At 51.6% G+C, this 11999-nt stretch carries 14 protein-coding genes; all 14 read left to right on the top strand.

All coding sequences use genetic code 11. The annotated features are described in order from the left end of the window. The coding region (locus tag TQ39_RS14960) for a Mov34/MPN/PAD-1 family protein (protein WP_207641405.1) at positions 1–1170 on the top strand (1170 nt) is incomplete at its 5' end. Further along, a complete protein-coding gene (locus TQ39_RS21715; protein WP_242853513.1) occupies positions 1167–1511 on the top strand; it encodes a ThiF family adenylyltransferase in 345 nt (114 codons plus the stop codon). The genes TQ39_RS14960 and TQ39_RS21715, both read left to right, overlap by 4 nt. Next, the gene (locus tag TQ39_RS14955; protein WP_242853514.1) at positions 1406–1921 is read left to right on the top strand and encodes a ubiquitin-activating E1 family protein; all 516 of its coding nucleotides are present in this window, start codon (positions 1406–1408) and stop codon (positions 1919–1921) included. Before TQ39_RS21715 ends, TQ39_RS14955 begins: the two co-directional genes overlap by 106 nt. A gap of 1 nt (position 1922) precedes the next feature. Continuing rightward, positions 1923–2666, top strand: coding sequence for a hypothetical protein (locus TQ39_RS14950; protein WP_050006116.1), 744 nt, complete (start codon positions 1923–1925; stop codon positions 2664–2666). 10 nt (positions 2667–2676) lie between these two features. Further along, positions 2677–4077, top strand: coding sequence for a DUF6094 domain-containing protein (locus tag TQ39_RS14945; RefSeq protein ID WP_050006115.1), 1401 nt, complete (start codon positions 2677–2679; stop codon positions 4075–4077). Positions 4078–4104: 27 nt separating this feature from the next. After that, a complete protein-coding gene (locus tag TQ39_RS14940; RefSeq protein WP_050006114.1) occupies positions 4105–4407 on the top strand; it encodes a hypothetical protein in 303 nt (100 codons plus the stop codon). 13 nt (positions 4408–4420) lie between these two features. Further along, positions 4421–5005 carry a hypothetical protein gene (locus TQ39_RS14935; RefSeq protein WP_050006113.1) on the top strand — a complete coding sequence of 195 codons (585 nt, stop codon included), beginning with the start codon at positions 4421–4423 and terminating at the stop codon, positions 5003–5005. Next, positions 5002–5676, top strand: a complete 675-nt coding sequence (locus TQ39_RS14930; RefSeq protein ID WP_139056092.1) for a hypothetical protein — start codon at positions 5002–5004, stop codon at positions 5674–5676. The genes TQ39_RS14935 and TQ39_RS14930 overlap by 4 nt, the downstream gene beginning before the upstream one ends. 15 nt (positions 5677–5691) lie before the next feature. Further along, a complete protein-coding gene (locus TQ39_RS14925; RefSeq protein ID WP_009322955.1) occupies positions 5692–6576 on the top strand; it encodes a Rad52/Rad22 family DNA repair protein in 885 nt (294 codons plus the stop codon). A 23-nt stretch (positions 6577–6599) separates the two neighbouring features. After that, positions 6600–8459 carry an AAA family ATPase gene (locus TQ39_RS14920; RefSeq protein WP_050006111.1) on the top strand — a complete coding sequence of 620 codons (1860 nt, stop codon included), beginning with the start codon at positions 6600–6602 and terminating at the stop codon, positions 8457–8459. A 4-nt stretch (positions 8460–8463) separates the two neighbouring features. Beyond that, positions 8464–9552 carry a CHC2 zinc finger domain-containing protein gene (locus tag TQ39_RS14915; RefSeq protein ID WP_050006110.1) on the top strand — a complete coding sequence of 363 codons (1089 nt, stop codon included), beginning with the start codon at positions 8464–8466 and terminating at the stop codon, positions 9550–9552. Positions 9553–9569: 17 nt separating this feature from the next. Further along, positions 9570–10547 (top strand): DUF6744 family protein, encoded by a 978-nt coding sequence (locus tag TQ39_RS14910; RefSeq protein WP_050006109.1) that lies wholly within the window; start codon positions 9570–9572, stop codon positions 10545–10547. A gap of 14 nt (positions 10548–10561) precedes the next feature. Continuing rightward, a complete protein-coding gene (locus TQ39_RS14905) occupies positions 10562–10897 on the top strand; it encodes a hypothetical protein (RefSeq protein WP_050006108.1) in 336 nt (111 codons plus the stop codon). A gap of 23 nt (positions 10898–10920) precedes the next feature. After that, entirely contained in the window at positions 10921–11337 is a 417-nt protein-coding gene (locus TQ39_RS14900; protein ID WP_050006107.1) for a hypothetical protein, read from the top strand. The last annotated feature ends 662 nt before the right edge of the window (positions 11338–11999 follow it).

Here is an 11999-nt window from a genome sequence, read left to right as displayed (position 1 = left end):
GCGTGTGTGGAAAGCTTGGCAAATACAGAGGTGCAGGTTGCCAAAACTGATGGCAACGCCATAGATATAGCGGATTGTCAAGACGCTGCGCTCCATCAAGCGAGTTCTAAAAAGACACCCACGCTGAATATGATGGTCTCTCTGGCGGATCAGACCGAAGCAGCTGCGGCACAGCAGGACACACGGACGCTGATGGAACTTCCCCCTGTGTTCAAGTACGGTTCGTGCGAAGAAGATATCTTCGATGGGGACATGACCTTTGAGCAGCTGCGCGCGGAAAAGGAGCCTGACTTTCTAGAGCTTGAAGACAGCAAACGCGTGTCCTGGACTGTGCAATACGGCCGGGTGACAAAGCCTATTTCGTCTCCGGCAAAGCAGAAAATTGCGCAGGTCAAAGAGGAAATCGAGCTGTCCAAAGAGTTTCTGGAAGGGCTTAAAAAGGCAAAGGACAAGCGTCCGCGCTGTTTTGTCAAACCCACAGTAGCGGGAAAGTCAAAAGGTATCGCTGCCTACAAGGCGATTCTCTTATCCCCGGAAGATGCGGCGCAATCACCGAAACCCATCTGTCTGTTTCCCGCCCGCGACGGCCAAATGTATGAGATGCGAAAAAACAAGCTTGGGGTTTTCGTAACCCCCACGAATCACATTCACGAACTGAGCGAGGTAAGGGCCGGCTTTCAGCCGGCCCTGCCGCGCATCCCCCATGAGCTTTTCAAGCGGATCCTTGCTTTTTTCCGATACTACACGGAACAGGAGCATCCGCTGGAAGTTATGGTACAGATCTATTGGGATTCACTCAAAAAGCGTTTTTTAGTCGTTGTCCCCTATCAGCACGTTTCCGGTGTAGAAATCCGCGTGCCCGAAGAACAGCCGGGACAATTAGACGAGGAACGCTTCTATTACTACGCGGACGTTCACTCCCACAACATCATGCCGGCGTTTTTCAGTGAGCAGGATAACCGCGATGAATTGGCGACCAGGCTCTACATCGTAGTCGGCCGTTTGCAAAGACCATCCCCGGAGATCCGCGCGCGGATTTCTAACGGCGGAAAATTTATGGAAATCCCACTGAAAGATGTGGTCGAGGTGAGTCTGGCAGAGTTTCCAGAATACTGGACAGCTTCGGTCGCTCCTTCATTCACCGCCAACAGGAAAGGAAATGCATTATGAACTTCAGTTTGTGCCGTCCGGTCAAAATCCTTCTCCTCGGAGCAGGAGGAACCGGAGGCTATGTGGCGCCGCATCTTTACCGTCTGATGCATACGTTGAACAGACCGGTAAGAATCAATATTGTAGACGGTGATCTTGTAGAGGCCAAAAATCTCGTGCGCCAGAATTTCTGCGCTGCCGATCTTGGCGAAAACAAAGCTAAAGTCCTGCGACACGCTACTCCGAGGCGTTTGGGATGGAGACTCTCTACCACCCCGCATTCCTCGAAAAAGATGAAGATCTGTATCGGATGGTCCAACCCGGCGACATTTGGCTGGATGGAAAACGGGTGCCGGAATTGAGCATTCTGATCGGGTGCGTGGACAACAACAAATCCAGGCAGATGTGCCACAGGGTATTCGAAAGGTCTTCACATCTGGTCTACATCGACAGTGGGAACGATGAATTTTCCGGGCAGGTCGTATGCGGTATCCGCTGCAACAGACGCACGATTTACAAGCCAGTCTGCAAGCTGTACCCGGATATGCTTGAGGAAACCGACAAATTTCCCAGCGAACTGTCTTGCGCGGAGGCTGCGGTTTCCGCGCCTCAGAGTATTACCGCAAACATCATGGCGGCGACCGTGGTGACAGACTTTGTATACAACATCGTTGCACGGGGCAAATTAACGACCCGCTACGCCGTATTTTCAGCCGCCAGCATCAATGTGCGGGCGGAGAGCAATAAAAAAAGACAAAGGAGAACTGCATAACATGGAAAAAGGGATCTGCCTGATCGAGCGGTTGTATGTGCCTTATGGCCAGACCGTACGCTTTGAAACACTGCGCGTCGACAAACTCATTGTGGACGGAAACCTCATTGTCGAGGGAAAGATATCTGCCGTAATCTGCCGCGGCAAAGGCAGCGTGCAGGTCGGCGACATGGAAGTGGACAAGCTCCGCCTGTCGTCCGTTACATGCGAAGGGCGTTTAAAAGCACGAGAAGTGATTTCACGCCGCGTCTATGCAGAAAGCGTTCATATTTCCAAACGCATTTGGTGCCTTATTTCGCTTGTTGCAAAGTATCTGGTCGCGCCTTGTGTGGCCACACCACTGCTGGGATGCGAAAATGGGGACCTTCAGGACTGCGTGATCGTTCCTCAGCGGGATTACTCGCTGCGCAGGTTTCGCAGGACGGTCTGTTGGCATCGTTTCCTGTCTCACATCCGCGCCAGAGGAAAGCGTCTGGAAAAACAGAGGCATACCAAGAAAGCGGCCATCCAGGAGACGGATGCCCGGGCCATTGAAAAACAGACAGAACAGACAGACGAAGTGCTGGATCAGTTGATCCACAAAATGGAGCATCACTTGGACCAACTGGATACAATGATTCGGGAACGGGAGGCGCATGGAGTATATGTACCCTGTGCGGACGGCTCTGAAATGCCGGCAGTGAAATGTGTTTCCAGTTCGGTCTTACCGGGCAGCGAAGAAAAATCCCAGCCGAAAGCGGCGTGAGGTGCCGCCAATGGAGTTGGAAACCCATTATTCCCTGCGCTGTTTGCTCAATGCACAATCAGGGCTGCGATCCACGGCTGCCGAGCTTGCAAAGCTTCGCCGCAGACTGGATAAAATGCTTCGGGAAAAAGGGATGGAAACAGCCCGCCCCGTTCATGATTCCATCGTGCGCGGAAAAGAAAAGCTCTGCAGCCTTTTGAATGGCAGCAGACTTTCTCTTCTGGAAATCGGCCAGGAAGAGTTGGCGTCAGCATCGCAAAAACTGGTCTGCTCCGTCCGCCATTTTCCAATTATGGCGCCGGATTATACGCCAATGCTGACCAGCGTTTTAAAGTTTGCCGACCTGCTTCCAATCAAAGATGACAGCCTTTCCGCCGCGTTGGGCCATCTGGCGAATCTTGCCAAGATTGGGTATTATCCCACAGATCCGGCACATGTGGCATATTTATCGCAAGCACTGGTATTTCCCGAGAATTCTAAGATAAATCTGCTTGATCCCTGCTGCGGTGAAGGCCTTGCGCTGGAACGGATTGCCCAAGGGCGGAACTGCCATACGTTTGGCGTGGAATTGGATGATTCCAGAGCACGCCAAGCCTGTGAGCATCTGGAACGCGTGGCGATGGGCAGCTATTTTTATTCCCGTATCAGTCATAATGCGTTCCAACTGCTTTACCTGAATCCGCCATATCTTTCAACGATAGGCGCCAATGGTACGCGGACCCGGGAGGAACGCCGTTTTCTCATTGAGACGATACCGCATTTAGCGGAACATGGAGTTTTGATTTACATCATTCCATATTACCGCCTGACTCCGGATATCGCTCGTGTACTGTGTGATAACTTCGAAAAACTGTCCGTGTACCGCTTTTGTGGCAAAGAGTTCACAAAGTTTCATCAGATTGCCGTGCTGGGATGCCGGATTCCCAGGAAAGCTGGTTCCAGGCTGGCTCCTGCCTTTTTGAGCCGTGTGGAAATATTGGAGCAAATCCCTACACTTGATGAACTCCCCCCTGAAAGCTATGCACTGCCTCCGGCCACGGCGAAAGTCCAGATATTTTATGGTTCTGTTTTCAACGAAGTGGAATTGGCCAGACAGCTGGAGTCCTCTGCGCTGTGCAAAAAACTGTACCGGGAAGAGAATGTGTTAGACCGGATGGACAAGCAGCCTCTTCTGCCGCTCAAGGTAGGGCAGGTCGGTCTGATCGCCGGTTCCGGCATGGTCAATGGCTATGCCGGAGGCGAGGCGCCGCATGTGATCAAGGGTTATATGCAGCCGGAGGAAACGATCACAGTAACTTCAGCGCCGCAGCAGGATCCGAATGCTTCACAAATGATGTATCAGCACAACAAAAAAAGCAATCATCTTAGAATCAACATCTTAACACCGCACGGGATTAAAAGCCTGTCTTGAATGCCGTGTCTTTTGGAGCGTGATTGTATGAAGTCAGAACTTGATTATTCTATCTTACAAAAAAACGTCAATGCGCTTGCATCCTGCGAGGCAGAAGACTTTTTTACCGAGATCAGCCCGCATCTGCGTGACCATTTTATCATTCCGCTTTTACGGGGAAAGTCCGTTTCCATCGGCGATCTGGATTTCTCTCAATTTGATGAAAGCGATATTGACGATCTTCAAGACGGTGCGGAGCAGCTGGCTGATATGCTTCAGCGGATACAACGTACCGCTGAGAAAGCCATATCGGTTCCCAGCGCTGCGAAAACTCTTGTGCCGTTTTTGTGAACAGGGGGAAACAATGTTTGAAATTGAAGAAAATACGTTAGATGAGTTGCCGTACAGCATCACGTGCCTGCAGTTTGCATGCCTGGCATATGAAGTCGCCCCGGAAAATGTGAACTCTATGCGCCATCTGGAGTGCAGCATGGACGATTCCTATGAAGCAGCCGAAAGCGCACTGGCGTGTTACTGTGATCTTATAAGTCCACATGACTATAGCGACAACAGTGAATGCTTTATCTATGGCTGCTATTATTCCAGCAAGCACATGATGGAGTTTTACAGGCTTTGCCGTGTTCATGCAAAGCTGCTTCGTGTGAAATTGCACGAAGAACCATTTTTCGCGCGGGCAAAGCGGTTTGTCTATTCGCAACTGTACAATTCTTATACATTTGATTATACGCTGCAGACGAAAGTAAACCGCGAATATGCCAGCGGTATCGCCGCCCGCTTTACGGAAGATTTTTACGAATTCGAAAATTTTAATATGGCAATGATCAACGTCATGCGTTTCTATCGGGACGAGGCGGCCCGGTTGAAAAACGTCCTTGCCATGACGCGGCGAACGGATTCGGATGTGACAATACGGGAGGAAGCTGCATGAGTGGCAATCGAGTTACCTTTACGCTGTCCCCAAAAAGTCCTTATGTGGATTGCTCGTGGATGGATGGGCCGCAGGTTGGAAGAAAGACAATAGAGTTTTCCGCTTTTGTCAAGGCGATTCAGGAATCCGCTCCGGCGCCGACAGCATGCTCCGGTCTGCTGCCGCCGGGGACGCTCAGCTATTTCGAAAGCTCAAATCACCAAATCACGATGACCGTGGAATCCTCAGATGAATATGCCGATATTACTTATTTCAATACGCGTTATGAACATTTCCCACTGCCCCATCTGATTTTCCAGTTTTCATTTTTTGAGGGACAGCGGGTGCAGTCGGTACGGATCGGCGTCATCGAACGCGGAAGGCTTCGCCCGGAGTCACGGATGTTTTATTATCCGTTCTCAAATGTTTGCGCTGCGAATGGGCAGCTTTGCGTTGGCAGCAACATACTGCCCAAGGTTTCATCTCTGCACGGTCTGAACAACCTGCCGCGCTTCCTGCTGGAGCTGCCCAACAACGACGATTGGTTTGATTCCACACATAACAAGCCAGGCTGTTCCATGCGTCAGCTTCTGGAGCACCTGAAAGACAAAATACCGGGCTATTATGAATCCGATATCCTGATTCCAGACGGCAGGACGCTTGCCGACTTTATAACTCCCCAACACAGGTAAGGAGGCGAATGTTTTATGAAAAAATCCTGGGAACAAATTCACCAGGAGCTTTCGGCGCCTTTCTCTCACGAAGATGTAGAGTGGAAGATCCAGACAGTGAGCAAAGACAAGTCCCGCGGCCTTGCGGTCGCATACGTTACCGCCCGTGCGATTCAAAACCGGCTGGATGCCGTTGTTGGAGCACAGAACTGGAAACCCGTCTTCCGTCAGTGGCATACCGTCACGGACCGCGATGGCAACCCGCTCCCCTCCCAACTTTGCACCATCCAAATTTTTGATGACGACCGGCACGAGTGGCTGGAAAAAACGGACGGTGCAGAAAATACGGATTATGAACCGGTCAAGGGCGGCCTTTCGGACGCCATGAAGCGGGCCGCTTCACAGTGGGGCATCGGCCGCTATCTATACAAGCTGGGAACACCGTGGGTCGATGTGGAGTTCTTTGGAAAAACAGCCGTCATTGCCAAAAAGGAGATGCCGGGGCTGAATCAGTTCCACGACGATTTCGTTGCAAAACTTAAAGAGCCTATGCCGGGAAGTCGTTCCAAGCCTTCGCAGCAGGAGCGGCAAAGGTCCGAGACCTCTTCACAATGCAATGCCGCATCCGGTAATGGGACGACGGCCAACGGTTCCGCAAAGCCCAAAATCAGCATTGCCGATACGCCGCGCTACACGATTCGAAAAGCTGTCCCGCACCGCTTTAAGAGCGGCGTCATGACAATCATGGACATCGAGTGTGAAAACGGAGACGTATTTACGGTCTTCTGTGACAAACCGGATGAGGCACTGCGCGCCGGCACCGTACTGACCAATCTCAGAGTCATCCAGCGTCCGGGCAAAGATGATCCAAACCGGCGGTTCAACACACTGGAAAGCTACCGCGTGGCATCCGCTGCGTAAACTGATACAAGGGAGGCAGCCAAGTGGATAAGGTCGCTTATTTCAAGATCACACGCTTAAAAATTTCGCGCTTCAAATCACATGTGGAAGAAACCGAGTATCACTTTGGCGATCTGACGATGATCAGCGGCGGGAACCATACCGGCAAAACGACCATCGCGGACGCGATCGCCTGGGTCATGATTGGGCAGGGCTTTTTCGGCGGACATCTGCTCGACCGCTTTTACAACGATAAGGAGCGGAAAAAGCGCGTTGCTGTAGAACTCGAATATGTGGATGCCTCGGGAATCCGTCATGTCCTTTCCCGGCAGCGCATCAATGACAAAGTGGATGCGGCGCTGGATGGCAGCGCCATACGTCAAAAGGACCTCAATGCTATGTTTGGCGATGCGGATGAATTTCTTTCGCTCGTCAATCCGCTTTATTTTGTTGAGATTTTAGCGGAAAAAGGCCGGGGACTCCTGGAGCGAAACCTTCCTCCTGTTTCACAGGAGGAAGTCCTTCAAAGGCTGAACGGGGGCTCACAGAAAGCGCTGGAGGGCTACTCTTTCCTGTCTCCAGAGACGGCTCTGTCCAATCTGCGCGCAGAACAGCGTGAAATTGCGGACGCCATGCTGGCGCTGGATGGCCAATCTGACCTGCTGGCACAGCAAAATCAGGAGTGTCAAGACCGTATCCAGGCGCTTCAGATGGAAATCAAAGCTCTTTCAGAGCAGATTGCCGGGCTGGAAGCCAAACAGAAAACCGGTATTGACGAAGGCGCACTGCGCCTGGAACTCGCTTCCTTGACCATGCGGTACGATGAGATGCTCAATGAAAAGCCTTTGGCATTTGATCCAGCCGCCTATCGAATCCGGGAAATGGAGCTTCGCACAAGGCTATCGGAAGCCGAGAGAAGAACTTTCGAGAGCAAATTCGCACAAGAGATTGCAGTACAAGAGAAAGCGCTGGCCTCTATGAGGAGCCGATATCACCAGATGGCGGTTTTTCTGACCGCGCTCAAGCCCGGCATCATCTGCCCGCAGTGCCGTAGACCGGTGAAAGAGGACGAAATTCTCGATTGTGAAGTAGGCTTGAAAAGCGCTCTCGCAGAGTGCAAGGAACAGGGCGGCGGAATAAAACTCAAGCAGCAGGAGCTTCTTGCGCTGGAAACACAAAGCCGCAGGACCTTTGAGGATTGGAAAAACAGCGATATGGCCGAGATTCAAAAAGAGGTTGAGCAGCTTTACAGAGAAGAAGAAAAAGCAGCACAGAAGGTCGCACAGGAGCAGGCGGACTATACGGCGGAGCTGGAAAAGATCAGTTCACGCCGCCAGACGATTGACGTATTGCTCTCCTGCGGAAATCTGACGTCGGCAGAAGAAGAAAGGCTTTCCGAGCTGAGAAAGGAGGTCACAGCCAAAGCCGCCGTACAGGAGCAGCTCTCCCAAGAAAGCAATACGCCCAATCAAAATGTCGCTTCACAGCGCGACATCCTCCAAAGCCAGCTCAACGATGTGAATGCGCGGATTTCCGCTGTAGTGGATTATGCGTCTGTACGAAATGGACTGCTTTTCAAAGCGCTTCACACGCCGAACGTGGAATTCCAGCTCTATGATGTGGTGAAAAAAACAGGTGAGCTTGTGCCGGCTTGGAAATTCCGTTACCGGGGAACGAGCTATCAGTGTCTTTCCCGCTCGGAAAAGATTCTGGCAGGTTTGGAAGTTGTGGAGCTGCTGAAGCGTCTGACAGGGCGCTGCTATCCGGTATTCATTGATGACTCGGAGAGTGTCGACCATATTCCACGTCCCTCCGGTCAGGCACTGATTTCCAAAAAAGTGGCGGATCAGCCGCTCAAAGTGCAAGTGAAAAATACACCAATGAACCTGCCCAAGGCCGGGTGAGCGGATGACTCCGGAATACAAAACCGTCCCGATTCTTGATGCTGCGCGCCGTGCGGGGGTCCGCATCGCCGGTGGACAGGCAGGACGGTATGAAGTCAAGGCGTTCTGCCCTTTCTGCCTGGGACGGACGAAGAACCCGCACCTTTATCTGAACACCGAAAAAAACAGGTTTTTCTGCCAGCGGTGCGGAGAACACGGAAACAGCGTATCGCTGTATGCCAAAATTCGCGGGATTTCCAATAAAGAAGCATTTGAAGAACTGGAAAAGAGCAATCTCCAGATGTTCCCGCAGGCAGCGCCCAAGGAGCCAAGGCAGGAATATATGGCCCCTCTGGAACAGCGGCACGATGTCTACTACGACCTGCTGGCGCTGCTGTCATTGTCAGAGCATGACTTTCTGGACTTGCTCGGCCGCGGCCTTACGCTGGACGCCATCGAGCAGAATATGTACCGCTCCATGCCGGCCAGGGTGGAAACCCGCAGCGAACTTGCACAGACGCTGTCGCGCACCCATGATCTCCATGGTGTTCCCGGATTCTACCGCAGTGAAAACGGTGATTGGCGCCTGTCCGGAAACAGCGGACTGCTTATCCCGTATTGTACTGCCAAAGGGTATATCCAAGGACTGCAGCGCCGTGCGGAGATTGGTGGAAAACGCTGCTATGTATGGGTGTCCAGTAACCCGGACAAATGCCGGAAAGACGGCAGTCCGCTCTATCCATGTGGAACGAGAGCGCATGGGTGGATCCATATCAAGGGCAATGTCCACAGCACAACCGCTTCCATCACAGAGGGGGCGCTCAAGGGCGATACCGCGAGCTGTCTGTCCAATGGAGCGCTTTACTTATGCGCACCTGGGGTCAATGCAATCAAGTACCTTCCCTCGGCCATCCGTTCACTGTCTGTGGAACGTCTTTTAGGAGAATATGACATGGATCAGATCCGGCAGGAACAGTATTCCGCAGCACTGCGGCGGATGCAGGATACGCTCAAACCTCTGGGCATCCCCTATATCCAGCAAATGTGGAACCCCGCTTATAACGGGATCGACGATTACAAACTGCACAGTCGCCGGCTTTCGCTTGCGGCTTAACAAAGAAGGAGAATTTTATGAGTATTGCGAACAACACGGTCAATCTCAGCGAAATCATGACCACTGCCAGCGATGGCGAAGGTGTTCTTGGAAAAATCGTTTTTTACGGTCTCGGCGGTATCATGATCGACCGGGAAGAATTTGAGCGGCTGCGGGCGGCCTGCCAGTTTTCTGCGCCGACCAATTTCCGCAGTACCCCTGCCGATGCATTCCGAAGCGCAACTGGCGATCTTCACGACAGGCTAGTGCGCGGCACGCAAATCTATAAGGTGTACTGCCGTGACAACCGGCAGCGCCGTCATACCATCAGCCGTGAACTGGTGCTGGAGGAAGTGGACTCCACCACCAATATGTACACCAAACTCGCCAACATTGTTTTGGATAAGGAAAGCGAAATCATCACTCTGGAGGACGTAGCTTACAATCCGATTGTGGATTCCCAGCCGTACTTTGACCAGGTTCAGGAAAGCTTTCAGTTGTACCGCCGCTGCGTCAACCGCAGGCAGATGGATACCGTGCTCGGCAAAATGCTGGACGACATGGAGGCCGTCAAGATACAGTCACGCGGCGGTATGTATTTTGTCCCGCGGCAGCATATGGCGAGAATCGATGTTTTTGAGGACTTTCTGGAAACGATGAACGAACATGCTTTGAGCGAAAATCAGGTGGATGTGAACAGTATGTATGTCGTGGACAATGAGCACCAACGTGAAAAAATGTCGCACGAATTTTATGTTGCGCTCAAAAAGGAGATCGAGACATATCAGGAACGGGCCAGCCATCTGATCAATACCGGATGCGAAAGTCCGGCTATCATGTCACGCTGGGTATCCAAAATTCGTGAGCTTGGTGAAAAACGCAGACGCTATGAAGACCTTTTCCAGCGTCAAATTTCCGAAGTGGATGGAGAATTCAATACATTGCAGGGATTTGCACGTGAGCTGCAGGTGCGTATTGATCACGCACATTTGAAGCCTTTGCGTCCCTGTGCCTGAAAGGGTGGCTGCGATTGAAGAAATCATTTCCGCTGAACTTAAACGGAATGTACATCCCCCAATGCTGCTTTAAAACAGGATATTACAAAAACAGCGGCGCACTGGCAATCACAATCTGCCGGCGAACGACCCTCGGAGTCCTGCCGATTATCCCTCTTACCATAAATCTTGGGCCGATGAAAAACCACTGCGCCGCAGTCAGGGATATTACAGGCCCCGACTATAAACTGACAAAACAGATGCAGCGCATCGGACTCGTCAAGAAAAAGCTCACCACCATTACATTGGGATACACGTCATACCCAATTTGCGAGATTGATGAACAAACATTGACAAAATATGCCGCATAACAGCGGCGCAAGGAGGAAATAATATGGAACGGAACATCAATCATATGAATCATACAAACAGCATAACCGGTACAAAGGCAGATCAGGTAGTGCTTTCCTTTGAGAAACTCAAAGCTCTGCGTGAACGGAAACTCACAACGGAGGAAGCCGATTTTTCAGAGGAACATCTCTCAATTGTCTGGTGGTTCCTCAACGAGAAAAAATTACCGGCCGACGACTGGTTTGATGTTGTTGTCTTACGCTATCTTTTGACGGTCAAGCGTTGGTTCACTCTTCCGGAACTGCAGCGATACAGTTTTACCACATTGGCTGTGTCCGCCATGAAATCTGCCGTCAACACCGAGAGACGCAAGCAGAACCGACGTCCACAAACAATAAGCTTGGATGCGCCGTACAAAGGTACATATGGCGATCCGCTGGTTGAGTGCCTGGCAGGCTGATTTATTGAAACATTGCAGATATTACACTTTGGGAGGGCCCTTGCGGCCCTCCCTCTTTTTTTGAAAAACCACCGGCCGGGGGATATTTATTGAAATGAAGAAATCATTCTGGCTGGTGGCAAGGCGTTTTCGCTGCCTACGATGATTCACGGCTTTTCAATGTTCGCGCTGTGACGAAATGCAAGCAATCGAATTCTAAACTTCCTCCAGTGGAACTAACCTTACCCACCTGCGTCATAAGTCTATTCGCTCGCTTAGATTCACAAAGACTATACTCTCTGAAATCCAAAGTTGTAGTGGGGCTGTCGTACAGCATATTTCACTTTGTATCCGTATGGTGGCCCCGTCAAGCTTTTTCCTTCGTGCGGGACTCCCTTTTCGCCCGGGACAAAGAAAAAAGCCCCACGCTGGCCGCTGCCGTGCAGCGCCAGTTGAACAGGGCTTTGAAGCATGTGTATCCGCTTCCTCTGTTTTCTCTTTTGAATATTGACAGGGATACATACGGGACGATGCTGGAGGAGCTGTGCCGGAATTCGCCGAAAGAGTTCCAGAAAGCTGTAACACCGGGACGCTGGAAAGATAGAACCCGGCAGGATCGGTGCTCGCTGTAGCGCGCCCGCTTTATGAAAAATACAGCCGCACACTTGTCCGAATTTGGCCAG

The sequence above is a fragment of the Ruthenibacterium lactatiformans genome (genome assembly GCF_000949455.1).
GTDB classification, from domain to species: domain Bacteria; phylum Bacillota; class Clostridia; order Oscillospirales; family Ruminococcaceae; genus Ruthenibacterium; species Ruthenibacterium lactatiformans.
This window is presented reverse-complemented; position numbering and strand designations above follow the sequence as displayed.

What these genes read in the sequence shown, in the direction of transcription:
- TQ39_RS21715 (WP_242853513.1), top strand. Translation starts at nt 1,167, where the DNA reads ATGAACTTCAGTTTGTGCCGTCCGGTCAAAATCCTTCTCCTCGGAGCA.
- TQ39_RS14915 (WP_050006110.1), top strand. Translation starts at nt 8,464, where the DNA reads ATGACTCCGGAATACAAAACCGTCCCGATTCTTGATGCTGCGCGCCGT.
- TQ39_RS14925 (WP_009322955.1), top strand. Translation starts at nt 5,692, where the DNA reads ATGAAAAAATCCTGGGAACAAATTCACCAGGAGCTTTCGGCGCCTTTC.
- TQ39_RS14900 (WP_050006107.1), top strand. Translation starts at nt 10,921, where the DNA reads ATGGAACGGAACATCAATCATATGAATCATACAAACAGCATAACCGGT.
- TQ39_RS14935 (WP_050006113.1), top strand. Translation starts at nt 4,421, where the DNA reads ATGTTTGAAATTGAAGAAAATACGTTAGATGAGTTGCCGTACAGCATC.
- TQ39_RS14945 (WP_050006115.1), top strand. Translation starts at nt 2,677, where the DNA reads ATGGAGTTGGAAACCCATTATTCCCTGCGCTGTTTGCTCAATGCACAA.
- TQ39_RS14930 (WP_139056092.1), top strand. Translation starts at nt 5,002, where the DNA reads ATGAGTGGCAATCGAGTTACCTTTACGCTGTCCCCAAAAAGTCCTTAT.
- TQ39_RS14940 (WP_050006114.1), top strand. Translation starts at nt 4,105, where the DNA reads ATGAAGTCAGAACTTGATTATTCTATCTTACAAAAAAACGTCAATGCG.
- TQ39_RS14910 (WP_050006109.1), top strand. Translation starts at nt 9,570, where the DNA reads ATGAGTATTGCGAACAACACGGTCAATCTCAGCGAAATCATGACCACT.
- TQ39_RS14950 (WP_050006116.1), top strand. Translation starts at nt 1,923, where the DNA reads ATGGAAAAAGGGATCTGCCTGATCGAGCGGTTGTATGTGCCTTATGGC.
- TQ39_RS14955 (WP_242853514.1), top strand. Translation starts at nt 1,406, where the DNA reads ATGGAGACTCTCTACCACCCCGCATTCCTCGAAAAAGATGAAGATCTG.